The 17,435-nt window shown below is 33.2% G+C and carries 18 protein-coding genes; 6 read left to right on the top strand and 12 right to left on the bottom strand.

Annotation, left to right across the window (positions count from 1 at the left end; genetic code table 11):
- Positions 1 to 15: 15 nt before the first annotated feature.
- The 12 genes from QZN45_RS01420 to QZN45_RS01365 form a co-directional block, all read right to left on the bottom strand.
- A complete protein-coding gene (locus QZN45_RS01420) occupies positions 16 to 453 on the bottom strand; it encodes a 30S ribosomal protein S19e (protein ID WP_292605747.1) in 438 nt (145 codons plus the stop codon).
- A gap of 96 nt (positions 454 to 549) precedes the next feature.
- Entirely contained in the window at positions 550 to 807 is a 258-nt protein-coding gene (locus QZN45_RS01415) for a YhbY family RNA-binding protein (protein WP_292605745.1), read from the bottom strand.
- Positions 776 to 1,141 carry a ribonuclease P protein component 4 gene (locus QZN45_RS01410; RefSeq protein ID WP_292605743.1) on the bottom strand — a complete coding sequence of 122 codons (366 nt, stop codon included), beginning with the start codon at positions 1,139 to 1,141 and terminating at the stop codon, positions 776 to 778. The genes QZN45_RS01415 and QZN45_RS01410 overlap by 32 nt, the downstream gene beginning before the upstream one ends.
- A 295-nt stretch (positions 1,142 to 1,436) precedes the next feature.
- Positions 1,437 to 1,835: a type II toxin-antitoxin system VapC family toxin gene (locus QZN45_RS01405; RefSeq protein ID WP_292605741.1), complete on the bottom strand. Its 399-nt coding sequence runs from the start codon at positions 1,833 to 1,835 to the stop codon at positions 1,437 to 1,439.
- A gap of 29 nt (positions 1,836 to 1,864) precedes the next feature.
- The gene (locus QZN45_RS01400; RefSeq protein ID WP_292605739.1) at positions 1,865 to 2,104 is read right to left on the bottom strand and encodes a hypothetical protein; all 240 of its coding nucleotides are present in this window, start codon (positions 2,102 to 2,104) and stop codon (positions 1,865 to 1,867) included.
- Positions 2,105 to 2,377: 273 nt separating this feature from the next.
- Positions 2,378 to 2,923 (bottom strand): adenylate kinase family protein, encoded by a 546-nt coding sequence (locus QZN45_RS01395; RefSeq protein WP_292605737.1) that lies wholly within the window; start codon positions 2,921 to 2,923, stop codon positions 2,378 to 2,380.
- 18 nt (positions 2,924 to 2,941) lie between these two features.
- Positions 2,942 to 4,036: a GTP-binding protein gene (locus QZN45_RS01390; RefSeq protein ID WP_292605735.1), complete on the bottom strand. Its 1,095-nt coding sequence runs from the start codon at positions 4,034 to 4,036 to the stop codon at positions 2,942 to 2,944.
- A 50-nt stretch (positions 4,037 to 4,086) separates the two neighbouring features.
- Positions 4,087 to 6,795 (bottom strand): STT3 domain-containing protein, encoded by a 2,709-nt coding sequence (locus tag QZN45_RS01385; protein ID WP_296810628.1) that lies wholly within the window; start codon positions 6,793 to 6,795, stop codon positions 4,087 to 4,089.
- A 195-nt stretch (positions 6,796 to 6,990) separates the two neighbouring features.
- Positions 6,991 to 9,147: a DNA topoisomerase I gene (gene topA / locus QZN45_RS01380; protein WP_296810625.1), complete on the bottom strand. Its 2,157-nt coding sequence runs from the start codon at positions 9,145 to 9,147 to the stop codon at positions 6,991 to 6,993.
- Positions 9,148 to 9,299: 152 nt separating this feature from the next.
- A complete protein-coding gene (locus tag QZN45_RS01375; protein WP_292881453.1) occupies positions 9,300 to 9,461 on the bottom strand; it encodes a hypothetical protein in 162 nt (53 codons plus the stop codon).
- 41 nt (positions 9,462 to 9,502) lie between these two features.
- Positions 9,503 to 11,206, bottom strand: coding sequence for a phosphoserine phosphatase SerB (gene serB, locus QZN45_RS01370; RefSeq protein WP_296810622.1), 1,704 nt, complete (start codon positions 11,204 to 11,206; stop codon positions 9,503 to 9,505).
- A 12-nt stretch (positions 11,207 to 11,218) separates the two neighbouring features.
- Positions 11,219 to 11,764 carry a TATA-box-binding protein gene (locus QZN45_RS01365; RefSeq protein WP_292605725.1) on the bottom strand — a complete coding sequence of 182 codons (546 nt, stop codon included), beginning with the start codon at positions 11,762 to 11,764 and terminating at the stop codon, positions 11,219 to 11,221.
- Positions 11,765 to 12,264: 500 nt separating this feature from the next.
- Here QZN45_RS01365 and cyaB point away from each other — a divergent pair, with 500 nt between their 5' ends.
- The 6 genes from cyaB to fen are packed head-to-tail and all read left to right on the top strand — an operon-like array spanning position 12,265 to position 17,416.
- A complete protein-coding gene (gene cyaB, locus QZN45_RS01360) occupies positions 12,265 to 12,792 on the top strand; it encodes a class IV adenylate cyclase (protein ID WP_296810619.1) in 528 nt (175 codons plus the stop codon).
- Between the two features lie 54 nt (positions 12,793 to 12,846).
- Complete coding sequence (locus QZN45_RS01355; protein WP_292605721.1) at positions 12,847 to 14,010, top strand: homocitrate synthase family protein; 1,164 nt, start codon at positions 12,847 to 12,849, stop codon at positions 14,008 to 14,010.
- Positions 14,011 to 14,019: 9 nt separating this feature from the next.
- The gene (gene hacA / locus QZN45_RS01350; RefSeq protein ID WP_292881449.1) at positions 14,020 to 15,273 is read left to right on the top strand and encodes a homoaconitase large subunit; all 1,254 of its coding nucleotides are present in this window, start codon (positions 14,020 to 14,022) and stop codon (positions 15,271 to 15,273) included.
- 9 nt (positions 15,274 to 15,282) lie between these two features.
- Complete coding sequence (locus QZN45_RS01345; RefSeq protein WP_292605717.1) at positions 15,283 to 15,846, top strand: chorismate lyase; 564 nt, start codon at positions 15,283 to 15,285, stop codon at positions 15,844 to 15,846.
- A gap of 13 nt (positions 15,847 to 15,859) precedes the next feature.
- Positions 15,860 to 16,420, top strand: coding sequence for a chorismate lyase (locus tag QZN45_RS01340; protein ID WP_292605715.1), 561 nt, complete (start codon positions 15,860 to 15,862; stop codon positions 16,418 to 16,420).
- A 12-nt stretch (positions 16,421 to 16,432) separates the two neighbouring features.
- Positions 16,433 to 17,416: a flap endonuclease-1 gene (fen, locus tag QZN45_RS01335; RefSeq protein WP_292605713.1), complete on the top strand. Its 984-nt coding sequence runs from the start codon at positions 16,433 to 16,435 to the stop codon at positions 17,414 to 17,416.
- The last annotated feature ends 19 nt before the right edge of the window (positions 17,417 to 17,435 follow it).

The raw sequence follows: 17,435 nt of genomic DNA, 5'->3' as shown, positions 1-17,435 counted from the left end.
CTCTCCGAATTATAATTAGTATTTTTCAAGTTCAGGAATATCTTTAATGATTTCAGCAGAAATTTTATCTAAGAATGATCTTCCTGCTGGACTGATAACTCTTCCACCTTCAACTTTTTCTACATATCCCGCATCTTCTAATTGGTGAAGTGCGTGTCTGATGATAGATCCGCTACCTTTCCTAAATACTTCAGGACGTACACCACGGTCTTTTTTACCACCGTAGAAAGTTCTTAAACTCATAACTCCTACAGGACCATCCATGTAAACTCTTCTGATGATAGAAGCAGCTCTTACATACCACCAATCAGCATTTTCTGGTTTTCTTTCTTTGTGAACACCAGTTTTGACAAAATTGGACCATGCAGGGGAATTGATTTTATCATTATTTTTTAATTCGTCTGCGACTTTTTCAATTAATAAATCTGCAGGTACATCAAATACAGTAGTCATATTAATTCTCCAATATTTTATTAAATAATTGTAGCTTAATCCACTGTAAATTTAAGACCTAAAAAAATAGGGCCTGTAACTCTAAATTTATAATGTTTAAGGCTTTTTCTTATAGATTACAGCAACATGTCCCCTAACGTCAATGAGCTTCGCTCTGGTTTTAGTGACAATTTCGTCGATGTAATCATCTTTATCTCTAGCGATATTTTTTGCAAATTTAAGTTTAACAATTTCATTAGCTTCAAGTTGGCGTTTGATTTCTTCAATAACATTATCATTAACACCAGCCTTACCAATATTAATTGTCATCGCGGAAAGAGCTCTATTCATCATTTCTTTTTTTGATTGACTCATATTTAGCTCTCCTTTTAAGTTTCTTTTCCTTATGATAAGGAATTTTCATGACATGGCCACATTCACCACAAAAAATATTAACTTCTGAGTTAATTAGCCGGACGGTGCAATTATGACCCGGGTAAAGGAATTTCTTACATTTCTTACAATACCTCCTTTGCCATTTTTCGGGAATTTTGGTATTGTATTTGGTGGATAGCTTTAAAGCAAGTTCAACATAACGATTGGATCTTTCAGGATGGGTGATGAATTCCATCTCTGCACGCTCAAAAAGAATATTCATTCTTTCAATCGCTATTTCAATCATCCACTTTGGTCGTTTTCCTCTACTCAAAAATATCCTCCTTTTGTAGGATATAATATTCAAAATTGAATTAAAATGATTTGCGCAAATTAAAACAAAAACCATAGTTAAGATAACCTTAGGTTAATATGAATATTAAGAATAAATATGTTTATCACTATTTATAAAGGTTGTGGATTATTTGGAAATTCTCTAAAAAATAGAAGTAATAAGAAAAAAATATTTTATAATCAAATCTGTCAAAAGCATCGAAACAATAGTTGCATCAATAACACGAAATTAATTGATTAAATAAGATGAATCATTTCACAATAATTAAAATGAGTTAAAAAAACCCACATATTCTATTAATCCAATGGATTTTGTCAAAATCAGAATCAAATGTTGCAATTCTGGTAATTCCATGTTTTTGCATAGATACTAATATAGTACAATCTGCAAAATTAATGGCATGATTGTAAAATCTAAACAGTTCCATAGCTTTTTTATAATCTTCTTTTGACAAAAAATCAAAAATATGAACATTAAACAATTGATTAACAATGTCCTTGACATTTCCATTAAAATTATTTCTCTTTAGACTATTTAATACCTCAACTAGAACTGTGATGTTGGTTGCTTTTGCTTCTTTGTCCAAAAATGGTTTGATATTTTCTGAAGATTTCTTATAGGGATCTTTTTTAATTATCAAACCATTAACATAAGTGGTGTCTAAAAAAATCATCAAAATTCCTCGTGGTGTTTGATTAATGATTAATCCCAACCTTCTTTACCAAGGCGTATGAGATTATCCAAAATATCATCTCCTTCAGGATTATCATGCTCCAACATGCCCCAAATTTTTTCGTAATCAAGTTCATCCGGAACATCTTCAATTTTTTTAAGATTATCCCAAAGAGTTTCATTAACAACCTCTTCTGGAGTTTTATTAGTTAATTTAGACATTATATTAACCTTTTCAACCACATTATCTTTTAAATTTATATTTAACATTGTATCAATCCACTTTCTTTCAACCTTTGAACATAATTTTAAATTAAAATCACAAAGAATTAATTTTAACCGCTTTTGCATTGTGTTTGAACTAGCTAGAACAATCATGTTAATATTGAACTCGAACATATATAAATATTTTCGAACTACAAGAGTGCACAATTGCATATTATGAAAATAGATAAAAATAAGTTAAAAATTGACCTAAAAAAGAAAAATTATGAAGATTTAGGAAAATTGCTTTTAGAATGAAAAATTGCTATCAAATAATAATTAAGAATTTGAAATCAACCAATCCATAAAATCAATTTCACCAACAGGATAATCATTACTACCTGAAATGATACTGGAAATCACATCAACAATTTCATCTACAGTTAAATCACTCACATCAATCTCTGAGATATTCTCACCATAAATACCATATGCTTCCGCTGTACAGACTCCCATTGCTTCAGCTTCAAGGTTTTCATGGATTTTAGATTCGGAATAATTACGGGCTTCAAGTCTGGATTGCAAAATTTCAGGTCTGACTCTTAAAACAATTACTTTGTCAGCCCCATCACACAAATGAGCCAAATGCCCTTCAAAAATAATCAGCTCGTCACTGTCGTTAATTATCTCAGAAACTTTTTCATTGAGTGCAGGAATATCGATGACCTTATAGCCTTTATCCTCGTCAATTCCTAAAATAAAATCATTTTCAATTGCCAAATCGTTAATTTTAATCAATCTGCAATTTAATTTAGAAGCTAAAACTTCACTAACAGTAGTTTTTCCAGTACCGGGAGTACCAGTTATAAAAATAGTTTTACGCATAAAAATCAAAAAAAGGAATTATTTTTTTAAAATAATTCTTAAAACATCTTCATCATCCAATACGTGGTCAGGACCTACCTTTTGACCAGGGAATTTGACAGAAGTTCCCCAAACTTTAGCATGACGGAAATTCTTAACGAATTCTCTATGCAGTTTTCTGCATGCGTCAATTACAGTAGAACCCTTTTTGATAACCAATGGATCTTCCATGTCCGCTTTTCTGCCTTGTGGTTTTAAATATACTCTGACAAGGTCCAAATTATCAAATATGATATCTTTTAGCTCATCAATATTTGTATTTTTATCAGCGGAAATCGGAATAAATTCTGGAATGTATTTCTTAAGCTCTTTAATGTATGCCTCATCAACAAGGTCAACCTTATTTAATAAAACCAACATCGGAACATAGGATTTGTTTCTATCAAGCACATCGATGAACTGATCCATTGTAACGTCATCCCTGAAGAGAACGTCAGCATTAATATAACCGTATTCATTAAGGATAGAACGGATTGTTTTTTCATCCAAATGAGACAACGGACAGGTGGATGATACCTTTACACCACCAAGCTTTTTCCTCTTAACTGTAACGTCTGGTGGCTGTTCATTTGGTCTGATTCCAATAGCTCTTAGTTCTTTTACAATAACATCAATATGCTGTGGATTTAAAGTATCCAATACAACCAATATCAAATCAGCAGTTCTTGCAACAGATAGAATTTCTTTTCCTCTTCCTTTACCACTACTTGCACCGGTAATAATTCCAGGAATATCAAAAACTTGGATTTTAGCATTTTTATGCTCCATGACACCTGGAACAATATCTAAAGTTGTGAACTGATAAGCACCAACTTTACTTTCTGCATTTGTAATATTATTCAAGAGAGTAGATTTACCAACTGAAGGAAATCCTACAAGAACAACAGTAGCATCCCCTGATTTTTTAACATGGAAACCTTGTCCTTTAGTACCACCACTGCTTCTTTGTAAAGATTCTTCTTTAAGTTTTGATAGTTTTGCTTTTAATTTACCAATGTGGTGTGAAGTAGCTTTATTGTATGGTGTTTTTTGAATTTCTTCTTCAATATCCTTTATTTTCTCTTCTATTCCCATTAAATCACCATAAAAAAAATAAAAAAAAGAAAGATTAGGAAAATCCTAATCTAATTGCTAGATGTTGAATTTCCACTAGCTGTTGAATTACTACTACCATCAAAGTTGACTTTAAATAACATTACACCCGGTTCGGAATGTACTAAAGTGAACTGATTTTGACCGGCTCCACCCATAAGGTAAAGTCTAGTGAACATTGAGTTAACCAGTTCATTACTAATCAAGAATGGAGTGTATTCATTATTATTACCAACTAAGAAAATAGTAAAGTTACCATTCTCAGCACCTTTAATTGACTCGTTTTTCATGATTTGGTTATTTTCAATCACGATAATGTTTGAAGCATTATATGGGTTATATTCAGTATCATTAATCATGATTTTTTGACCATTTTCAGTATAAACAGACTCAACATGTGCTGTAGTTGTATTGTTACCTGTTCCTCTTTCAATAACTGTATTTACAGTCATTCCTGAATCTTGCATTAAAGTATAATTAGCGGTTTGACCAGGAGCTACTTGTATAGTGCTTGTCGGTACCAAGTAGTTGTAGTTTTCAGAGGTTTGGTTTTCAAAGTTCCAATGTCCGAAGTAACTCCACCAACCAGCTTTAGAAAGCATATCTGAAGATGCTACGAAAATAACAGGCCGTGGATTTGCAGGGTGTGTTAAATTAACAATATCCGAAGCGGCTGTTGAATTCAAATGATATTTATCCATTAAAGTTTTTTGTGCATCACTAGATGATTTTGGTAAAATATCAAGTAATATGCCTACTGATTGACCGGAATCTCCAGTAATATCCACCAGCTTTTGAGTTGCCCTCTCACCGGTTGTATCCAGCATTCTAAATATACCTACCGACAAATCCAGGTTGTCCGTACCCATAGCTTGACCCAGCCAGAAAGCACGGCTTCCTGTCTGAGAACCTCCGTCGAAAGTTGCTTGTCTATCTGCAGCAATTTCGAAGAGGTAACCGAAGTCCCACCAGGATGTAATTACGGTATCATTGGATTGAGTTTCTTTAATCCATTCCATTGAATTCCACATTGGATCGCTGGTACCTGGGTAAACATTTGTAGAAACTTGGAAAGCACCACAAAGTGTTGGTGTTACAAGAGCAATAATTATAGCTGCAATAACAACATATTTCTTGAGCGGAACTTTAACGGATGCGTTAGGTTTCATTCCATAAATTGCAACTAAACCAATAGCAAATATAACTGCAAAGATTGCTATTCCATACATTGTGTTAATAGTTGCTAATGGGACTGCAGCTAAAAATCCACAGAATGCCACAATAACAACTAACCATTTATCATTATTTAATCTAGTTTTAATATAATCACTAGCATAACTTACAAATACACCAGCCAATAATCCGAATGGCAATACGATTGTTGTAATGAACCTTGAACCTCTAGTTACAGCAAGAGCAGTAACTGCAATCCATACAACAAATAATGTTGCGTAAAGTACTGTTAATTTTTTACTAGCCAATATCTCATTGGAACCACCGAATTTTAAATCCGTAAATGAGAACTTAAATTTACGGTCGTCATCTAATTTTTCAGCAGCAGAAACTCTTTCTCCTTTTTGTGGTTTTCCGGATACTTGAACTGTTTTTCCTGCAGATCTGAATTTCCAAGATCTGGAAACTAAAATATAAGCTACAATTAAAGCTGCGAAAAATACTGCTATACCACCGATACCGTTAATGAAACCATTGGTACTAGCTAAGAACATTGAATTCATTCCAGCACCAAGCATGGATGGTTGTTGCATCTCTGCAACAGAAACAAGTACGTTAGGGAATCCACCTACAACCCTAGATGCAGATTGCAAGCTTAATAATCCAGTTAAATTTCCAAATATTCCAAATACTCCATCGACTCCTTTGAAAACAGCGAGTCCGGCAAATCCAATTACACCAAGAATCACAAGTGACAATAGCGCATCCTGATGGATAAACCAAGACACTTTACTCGAATATTCGCTTTTATTGTTGTCAACGTCGAAGACATAACATACAATTAGATATACAATGGAAAATATTCCCATCAAACCTATGTAAAAGATATAACCAGTCCAAGATTGTGAGAATAATCCTATTGAAACGATGGATATTATTGCATAAATTATTTTAAGAATAATATTGTCCGTCCGTATACATTCAACAAAGAAAAATACGAATAACAGCGAAAATATGTAATAGAACATATCTGTATCGAAAAATCCTGCGAATGTGTGTGAGAAATAATTCGGAGCAAGAACAATAATTAATGTTGCAACAATCGCTCCCCAATCGTTAGATATTCTTCTAGCGAATATAAATGCCGGAATCACAGCTAATGAAGATATGATTGGACCAGTCCAAAACGCAATTTCCTTAATTGAATAGTTTCCGCCAAAGAAACTGTTAGCTACGTCATGTAACCAGTTTGTGAGATATACGATACCCAGCTCATAATTAATCTGATTCCCGTCGGGCGCGTACCGATGCATATCCCATTCGCTACCATTTATAATTTCGTCTCCCACAAAACCGTGATCTGCATAATCTTGTGTCAACCTTAAGTTATAATATGAATCCATTTCACTGAAATAAGGAAGACCGGATGAATCAACATATTGTGCTTTGAGTTCGTTATCCATTGATGGCAAATCGGCTGCAGGAGCCCTCAATGCAAAAACAACAGCTAACAAAATCAAAATAATAAGTATTGATTTACCTACTGTTAATATTGTTTGTTTATTCATATAAATCCTCTATTCATCTCATTCTATAAAAATTCCATAAAGATATAGAATTTCCAGTAAATTTAATTAAAATAATTAAGAAACAAATAAAAATATTAAAACATGATATGAAAAAATATTTTTATTGAGTAGTATATATTTAATTCACCATTATTAAATATTGTGGATTAAACAAAAAAGAAGAAAAGATAAATTTTATTTTAATTTATTTTCTAGTTCATCTACAGAGCAAGTGAACCTGCATTTAGGAAATCCACTGCATCCGATAAATTCACCATAACGTCCGGAACGTTTTAACAAATCCTTACCGCAGTCAGGACATTTGCCCACAACTTTAGGATCATGCGGTTTGGTCTTATCCTTGCCACAGTTTGGATCAAGGCAAGCCCTTTGACGTGGCTTTCCAAAAGAAATTATTGGAAGACCACATTTCTCACATTTTTTCTTTAAGAAATTTGTTCCCTTTGGAATTGAATATATTGTTGTACAATCAGGATAAGCTGAACATCCAACAAAGGAACTTTTTGTTTTTGGAGAATATCTTTTTACAAGATTGGCACCGCAAGTAGGACAAGTTCCAACAACATTACTCTCCTGGTAAGATTCATAAAGCTTGGAACCAATTTCCTTGGAATTCTTATTAATATCACCTAAAATTACATTTACTTCCTTTTCACCCTGTTTAATAACTTCCTGTCTTGTTGAAGTATTCTTATCTATACCTTCCAATTTATTTTCAAAGTCACGAGTGAGTTCTTCAGAAGTAATGTCATTACAGTAAGTGCTTAAAGTATCAATCATGTTCTCTCCGAGTTGATTGACTTCAATTTGCTTATCTCCGGTGATGTATTTTCTGTCATACAATTTATCAATGATATCTGCACGGGTTGCTTTAGTTCCAAGTTCTCTTTTTTCAAGCTCCCTTATCAATGAAGCCTGATTATACCTTGCTGGAGGCTTGGTTTCCTTTTCATCGGAAATGATTTCTAAAACTTTAATCAAATCTCCTTCACTGATATCCGGAAACTCGTCATCATCGATTTTTCTGTATGGATAATGTTCCATCCATCCTTTATGAATAACTCGTCTGCGACCAAATTTGAATTTTTCACCTTCAATATCTACTGTTGTAGTCATTGATTCAAATTTGGCAGCTTCGAAGAAAACTGAAATGAACCTATACACAATCAGATTGTAGATTTTAAAGTCATCCTTGGACAGTCCTGAAGGCAATATTCCTGTTGGATGGATTGCAGGGTGAGCAGCATCCTCTTTTTTACCTTCATTTGGCTTTAACTTGGAAGGTAACTTGTCAATGTGCTTACCGAATTCAGGATTATTTTTTAATTGATTGAAAATTGATTTGAAATCGAGGCTTTCAGGCAATTTTTGAGAAGAAGTACGTGGATAAGAAGTATAACCCGCAGTATAAAGATTTTGAGCAATGACCTGAGTTTTTTTAGGAGAAAATCCGAATACATTATAGGCTTCTGTTTGAAGACCTCCTAAATTAAATGGAACAGGCGGTTTGGTTGTGGATTTTGACAATTTGATTTTGTCAACAACCGCATCAGCACCATCACATTTAGATAAAATATCTTCAGCCCTTTCACGATCAAATATTTTACCGTCAACATGATTAACCTCAATGTTTCCATCTAAAATGGCCCTAATCAACCAATAAGGTTCAGGAACAAATTCTTTGATTTCTTTTTCACGATCTACCAAAATGGACAAAGTTGGAGTTTGAACCCTTCCGGCAGATAATTTTAAAAATCTGTGCTTTGCATTGCTTACGGATTTCATCAAAGCTTTGGAAATGTTAACACCGAAATAATAATCCAAAACATGCCTTGCAATACCAGTATCCACCTGATTCATGTCCAAATCAATTCTGTTGTCGTATGCTTCAAGCAAATCCTTTTTAGTTAATGTTGAAAACTTCATACGGGAAATTTTACTAAGATTATTTTGTCCGCAGGCATATTTTAAAGCATTATATCCAATCAGAGTTCCTTCAGTATCGTAATCGCATGCATGAACATAGGAATCTGCATTTTTTCCAAGTTTTTTAATGGCTCGAACATAATCCTTGGTAAAACCGCTTCCTCTCTTGTTGACCTCATAAGCAGGAGCCCAGCGGAGATCAAAATAAACCTTGTCTTTAGGATTATTAGGAGTTAATGAATAAAGATGTCCCACTGCAGAAACAACGGTAATATCTTTAGAATCCTTTTTAAGTTCCCAATATTTAACTTTCTTGTTATAAACTTTCTTTTTGGCACTGGGTGACAGTGCTTTAGCAATTTTTTCAGCAGAATTTGGTTTTTCGCAAATTATTACTTCATGCATGATACTCTTCCTACCTCAATTTTTTATAAATTATTTTAATGAAATTTTTAATATAAAAATATTACTATTGAAAAGTTTAAAAAAAAATTGCATTAACAGAAAAAGAATATCCAAAAAACCAGAAAAAATTTTAAATATAAAAAAATAAGCAATTATTCATTTTTAGAAGTTAAGTCTTCATTATAAAAACGATAGAAGTCAGCACAAAAATCACATATTGGAAATTGGCCATTTCTATAATATGCAAGGTCTGCCTTATTCATATCAAATTTTTTGCCACAGATAAAACAAGTTTCGATTTTTTCTTCAGACATTGTAAAACCCTAAAAAAAGTAAAAAAAAGAGGTTAATGTAATTAACCTATGTTGTATTTTTGTAAGAGTAAAATCTCTTCAGTAGAGACTTTTCCACCTTGTTTGAATTTTTCAAAGATTTCTTCAGCTCTTTCTTTTTCTTCACGGTTTTTGTTACCGCCAGAAGAACTTTTATTTTCAGATTTTCTACGTCTAGGTTTGTTGGAACCTAATTTTTTGTTAATGACGTGAATATCGCTTAAGATAGCTTTGAATTCTTCATGTTTAGCTGAAGCATTTTTACGAGCTTCAATGAATTTTTTGTGAGCTTCGTCAGCTGCAGTTCTAATGTCATCAGTTTTTCTGAAGTATTTAAGCATTTCTTCGTGAGCTGTTTGAGCTTTTTCGGAAAGTTCAATAACTTTTTCATGCTCTTCTTCAGATAATTTTTTGAGCTCTTGAGCTTCAGATTTAACGGATTCATCTTCGTGAATATCCATTAACTGTTTTCTTAAATCATTAGCATTTTTAACAAGCTGATTTTCTTTCTTGATGTCTAAAACGCGAGTTTCAATAATTTTATCGATTTTTTTGATTTCGTTTTCTATTTTGATTTTGTCACGTTTACCGGAAGACCATTCAAGATTTTTAATTTTATTATTAGCATCGTTACGAGCTTTTTTAGCAGCTTCAACAGCTTTGTTGATTTCATTACGCTCGTTTCTGTACTCAATAGCTTTATTTAAGTTTTCTTTTAAAGATGCGTTTAATTCATCCCTAATTTTACGTTGTTCTTTAGCTATTTTGTTATATTCTTCCCTTTCTTCAGCAACTTTGGAGATTTCAGCTTCTTTTTCATCTTTTTGTTTTCTTACACCTTCCATAGTGTCAGCGAGAACAAAATCAGATTTAGGAAGACCTTTATCAGCTTTTTTAGGTTTTTCTTCTTGAGCTTCTTCTTCAGCAGCTTCCTCAACTACTTCTTCTTCAGCTTCTTGAGCTTCTTCTTCAGCAGCATCTTCAACTACTTCTTCTTCAGCTTCTTGAGCTTCTTCTTCAGCAGCTTCCTCAACTACTTCTTCTTCAGCTTCTTGAGCTTCTTCTTCTACAGTTTCAGTTTCAGCATCATCAGTGGTTAATTGATTAACAATTTCATCTAAGACTTTTGTTAAGTCTTTTTCTTCTACTACAATATCAGCAATTTCTTTTACAGAATCTTTAGCATTGAATGCAATTCCGCAACCTGCTGATTCAATCATGGAAATGTCATTAGCGCCATCTCCAACAGCAACTACATCATCTAATGTAATTTCTGCTTTTTCAACATGGTCTTTTAATACATCTAATTTAGATCCGGATACTAAAGGACCAGTCACTTCACCAGTTAATTTACCATCTTCGACTGAGAAACTATTAGTATAAACTGCGTCAACTCCAAGTTTATCTTTAACTTTTTCAGCCACTACATCAAAACTACCACTAATAATAGCTACATCTAAATCTTTTTCTTTTAAAGCATTGATGGTTTCTTCAGCTCCAGGCATTAATGGAAGTTCATCAGCAACTTTTTCTATTTCTTCAATAGAAGTTCCTTCAAGAAGTTTAACTCTGTCTTTAATAGAAGTTTCAAAGTCTATTTCACCTTGCATAGCCTTTTCAGTAATTTCAGCTATTTCATCTTCAACATTTGCTAATTTTCCTATCTCATCTATCGCTTCACCATCAATAATAACGTTATCTAAGTCAAATACTACAAGTTTAATCAATAATACCACCAATTATATTAAATCTAGCTCACTTAATCTGTCGTAAGCTCTTTCGACACCAAGTTTGGCATCGCTTTTTGTTTTAGCTCCAGTACATACAACTTTACCAGAACCAAATAATAATAAGACCACTTTAGGGTCGGATAACCTATATACTAAACCAGGGAATTGTTCCGGTTCGTATTCAGTATCTTCAAGTTCTAAAGCTACTGCTTCTAGGTTTAATGTGGATTCTAAGTTTGCAGAAGCCACAATATTTTGAATTTTAATTTCAAATTCTTCAGGAATGTCGGTGTCGACAGTCCTCATTAAGTCCACAGTTTTTTTGATTGCCAATTTGGAATCATCTATAGACTTTGCTCCAGTACATACAAGCTTACCAGAGCTAAAAATTAATGCTGCTGTTTTAGGATCTTTAAGTTTAAAAACTAATCCCGGAAACTGTTCACGATTAAAATTAACCCCTTCCAAAGCTTGAGACACTTCAGTAAGAACTATGTCTTTACCAATGCTTGCAGAAGCAACAATGTTTTCAATTTTTATGTCAACATCGGTCAATTTAAAACCTCCAATTGTGTTTTTAAAATAAGTAAGTAAAATTTAAGAAAACAAAAAATCAGTTAAATTTTTACTAATAAAATATTTAATTTAAATAGTATATAAATGTATGTTTATTTAAAGTATATATTGAAAATTGCAAAAAAAGTTAAAAATTTTAAATTTTGAAAATAAGTATTTTAATTATATATAAAATTAAAACAGTATATAGAACCTACTTATTTATAAATGTTGCTACATTTTAATGGGTCATTTATAAAATCATTAAGTTTGGATTAATTTTTTAAAAATTGATTATTCAATTAAGAAAAATAACTTTTGAATTTTGAAATTACTTTCAAAAAAACGATGGAGAAATAAATGGATAACCTACAAAAAGACCCAAATAAATTTAATAATTCACCCCCATAATTTAATAAAAATATTAACTTTAACGCAATTTGAAAAATTCAGTAATATATAACAATCGACAAAACAAAAAAAATAATTAGTTGATAAAAATGATAGAAGTTGAAGTGAAAGCTAAAATCGATAGCTTTGAGGAAATGGAAAAAAGACTAGAAAATCTAGGTGCGATCAAAAGTAAAAAGGAATTCCAAGAAGACATCTATTTTGCAAGTCCAATTGTGGATTTTGCGCAAACAGATGAAGCTTTAAGGATTAGAACAACAAACAATAATATTTTCATCACTTACAAAGGTCCGAAACTTAACAAAGATGCCAAAACTAGAAAAGAAGTCGAGATGAGCATTGAAAGTGCCGGCAAAGCAAAAGATATTTTTGAAGAAATAGGATTTAAGGAAGTCAGAACCGTCAGAAAAAACCGCCAATATTACACTTATGAAAATTTTGAAATTTCATTGGATGATGTTGAAGGATTAAATCATTATATGGAAATAGAAATTTCTCTTGAAGACGGCAATGACTATGATGATGCTCAAAAAAGCATTTTTGAATTATTTGAAAAATTAGGCATCACAGAAGGTTTTGAAAGAACATCATATCTTGAACTTTTAGAAAACCTATAATAATATGACAAAGTAATATAAATATTATATATACTAAATTTAAGAAGTGATAATTTGCAATATTTTATAAGTCATTATAATAAGGAAAGTGAAATAGCCTTTCCAAAAGATTTTATTATTTATGATACAACTTTAAGAGATGGTGAACAAACCCCAGGAGTTTGTTTTAGCCTTAATGACAAGCTTGAAATAGCTAGAAAGCTTGATCAATTTAAAATTCATCAAATTGAAGCAGGTTTTCCAATCGTATCTCAAAGAGAAAGAGAATCTGTTAAAACAATAGCCAATGAAGGCTTTGATGCTGATATATTAGCATTGACAAGGACAAAACCTGAAGATATTGATGCTGCACTTGACTGTGATGTGGATGGAATCATTACCTTTGTAGGAACTTCAGATATTCATTTAGACCATAAAATGCACATTACCCGTCAGGATGCAATAAACCTGTGTGAAACTGCGGTTGATTATGCTAAAGATCATGGTTTATATGTTGCATTTTCAGCAGAAGATGCTACAAGAACCGATATCGAATTTTTGAAAAGAATTTACTTGAAAGCTCAGGACTGTGGAGCTGACAGAGTCCATATAGCAGACACTACAGGTGCAATTACTCCACAAGGTATTGATTATATGGTCAGAGAGCTTGTAAAGGACATTGATGTAAATATAGCTCTTCACTGCCACAACGATTTCGGTCTTGCCGTCATCAATTCAATTACAGGAGTTCTTGCAGGTGCCAAAGGTATATCCACAACAGTGAACGGTATTGGTGAGAGGGCAGGTAATGCTTCCCTTGAAGAACTCATCATGGCCTTGAAAATTCTTTATGGAAAAGATTTAGGATTCAAAACCAAATATATCAAGGAGTTATCCGACCTCGTATCAAATGCCAGCGGTCTTCCAATCCCATATAATAAACCTGTCGTTGGAAATAATGTATTCAGACACGAATCCGGAATTCATGTTGATGCTGTAATTGAAGAACCGTTATGCTATGAACCATATGTTCCTGAATTAGTTGGTCAAAAAAGACAGCTCGTTTTAGGAAAACACTCTGGATGCAGAGCGGTAAGGGCAAAATTAAGTGAATGTGAACTTGATGTCAGTGATGATGAGCTTATTGAAATTGTAAGACAAGTCAAAAAGCAAAGAGAAGAAGGAAAATACATCAACGACAGCGTTTTCAAAGAAATTGTCAAAAATACAAAAAAATAAGGTAACAGCATGAATATTACTGAAAAAATTTTATCAAAAAAAGCAGGCCATGAAGTAAGTCCCGGCGAAATAATCGAAATTCCAGTTGATCTTGCGATGTCACATGACGGAACTTCTCCCCCTGCCATAAAAACTTTTGAAAAAGTGGCTGATAAAGTTTGGGACAGTGATAAAATAGCCATTATTTTTGATCACAACATTCCAGCTAATACAATAGGTTCAGCTGAGTTTCAAAAGGTTTGTCGTGATTTTATTAAAAGTCAAAATATTACTAAAAATTTTATTCACGGTGAAGGAATCTGCCACCAGGTAGTTCCAGAAATGGGTTTGGTGGAACCTGGAAAAGTTATTGTAGGTGCCGATTCACATACCTGCACTTATGGTGCATTTGGAGCATTTTCAACAGGTATGGGAGCAACTGACCTTGCAATGGTTTGGGCTACAGGAAAAACATGGTTTATGGTGCCTGAAGCCATTAAAATGGAAATCACAGGAGAATTGAATGAATATATTGCACCAAAAGATATCATCTTAAATATCATTGGAGAGGTTGGAATCGCAGGCGCAACATATCAGACCGCCGAATTCTGTGGAGAAAGCATTGAAAATATGGGCGTTGAAGGAAGAGCAACCATGTGCAACATGGCCATTGAAATGGGTGCCAAAAATGGAATAATGGAACCAAACCGTGAAGTCATTGATTACATTTGCCAAAGAACCGGCAAACGTGAATCTGAATTGAATATTGTAAAATCAGATAAGGATTGCAATTATAAAAAGGAAATGCACTTTGATATTGATGATATGGAGCCTCAGATTGCATGTCCAAATGATGTTGACAACGTTAAAGGAATATCACAGATTGAAGGAACACATATTGACCAGTGCTTAATAGGTTCATGTACCAACGGCAGATTATCCGATTTGAAAGATGCATGTGAGATACTTGAAAATAAAAAGATTAATGATGATGTAAGGTTGTTGATACTTCCTGCTTCCCGTGAAATCTACAAACAGGCAATGCATGAAGGATATATTGAAACATTCATTGACGCCGGAGCAATCATTTGCAATCCTGGATGCGGACCATGTTTAGGTGGACATATGGGCGTGTTATCTGAAGGAGAAGTCTGCATATCAACAACAAACAGGAACTTCAAAGGAAGAATGGGGGACCCTAAATCCTCAGTATACTTATCAAATTCTAAAGTAGTAGCTGCTTCAGCAATTACTGGAGTAATTACCAATCCAAAAGATTTATAAGTGATCAAAATGGAAAAATCAAAAAACGAAGCCAATAAACGTTTAATCGAAAAAATCAACACTCTCGAACAAGAAAACAACAAAAACTTCTCAAATACACAAAAAATACTGTTGACTACTGACGGATCAATAACAGCCATTTTAGATGTGCTGTATGGCAAAATCACTTTGACCACCATTGACCAGCATTTTGAAGATGCAGATGAAGAGCATGCAAAATTGGTTAATGTTGATGTCGGTACAGAAATTAACTTTAGAGAAGTTATAATGCATAAAGACGAACAACCTTTAATATACGCAATATCACACATCCCATTGTACCGATGTAGTGAAGAAATATGCTCAGATTTGATTAGAGCAGATATACCAATTGGAAGAATCTTAAAAAATTACCGAATAGAATCCAGAAGAGAAATAAACAATATTTATATTGAAAAAGCCAGCGATAAATTAAAAGAGATATTTGATACTGACGAAGAAATGTTGGCTCGTGATTATGTTATTATAAGCAACAATGAAATACTCATGTGGATTAAGGAAATATTCCCAATTTCATATTTTAAAGAAATTTAAAACGGTGATTTAAATGATTTATGAAGGAAACCAACTAATAAACGAAACACGGGAAAAAATAGCAGAACTAGAAAATGAACATAATATAACTCTATCAACTACACAAAAAATTCTACTATCTCTAAAAGGACCAGTTACACCAATATTGGATGTTTTATATGGTACTGTCAATTTATTTGTGCTAGATCAACATCTTATGGAAGCTGATGAAACTATTGTTGATTTACTTGATGTTGAGATTGGAGATGAAATAGATTCCAGAGAAGTAATCGTGCATAAAAATGGCCGTCCATTAATTTATGCACGCTCATACATCCCAACAGCAAGATGCAGCGATGCCGTTCTTAAAGACCTATCTGAAAAACGTCTCACAACCGGAAGCATCATGGCAAAAAACAATATTGAAACCATGAGAAAAATTAATGAAATTTTCATTGAAAAGCCAAACCCCATATTGCAGGAACTCTTCCACACCAGTGAAGTCATGATTGCACGCAGATATGTCATGGTACATGGGAAAAAGCCAGTAATATGGACTGAAGAAAAATATCCTATAAGTTATTTTAGAGACTAATGAGGTGTTAAAATGGGTGTTAAATTAAAAGATATTGTAGAACCAAAAAATATTAGTTTTAAGGATTTGGAAGGTAGAAGTGTATCTATAGATGCGTTTAACACTCTTTATCAATTTTTATCAACAATCCGTCAAAGAGATGGAAGGCCACTGACTGATGAAAACGGGAACATAACATCACACCTAAGTGGAATACTGTATAGAAACTCCTCAATGATTGAAAAGGATATCAAGCCAATTTATGTTTTTGATGGAAAAGCGCCTGAACTTAAAAGTGAAACTCAAGCTAAAAGAAGAGAAATAAGAGAAGAATCAGAAAAAATATATAAGCAGGCATTAGCTGAAGGAGATACTGAAAAAGCACGTAAATTTGCAATGAGATCATCAAAATTGTCTCCGGAAATCATTGAATCCTCAAAAAAATTATTGACATTAATGGGGATACCATACATTGAAGCCAAAGGAGAGGGTGAAGCGCAGGCAGCATACCTTGTAGCAAATGGGGATGCATATGCAGTTGCTTCTCAGGATTATGATTGTCTTTTATTTGGAGCCAAAAGAGTTGTTCGAAACCTTGCCATCAATTCCAATTTAGGGAACTTGGAATTCTACGAACTGGACCGGGTTCTTAGGGAACTTGACATTACCCGTGAAGAATTAGTGGACATGGGAATATTAATAGGAACTGATTTTTGTGATGGTTTAAAAGGAGTAGGTGCAAAAACTGCCTTGAAATTAGCTAAAAAAGGACAATTAAAAGAAAAAATAGCTGAACTTCAAAAAGAATCTACCCATGATTTGGATGAAGTTCGTGACATTTTCCTAAACCATAATGTCAATACGGACTACAAAATCAAATGGGAAAAACCAAAACAGGACAAAATAATAGAATTTTTATGTTATGAACATGGATTTTCCGAAGACCGTGTAATAAAAGCATCCGACAAACTTAAGAATCTCAATTCAGCACAAGGAAGTCTTGATGCATGGTTTTAATTACATTTACAAAAGATTA

The sequence above is a fragment of the uncultured Methanobrevibacter sp. genome, from assembly GCF_900314695.1.
Classification (GTDB): domain Archaea; phylum Methanobacteriota; class Methanobacteria; order Methanobacteriales; family Methanobacteriaceae; genus Methanocatella.
Note: the sequence above shows the minus strand (reverse complement) of the source record. Positions and strands in the feature narration are given on the sequence as shown.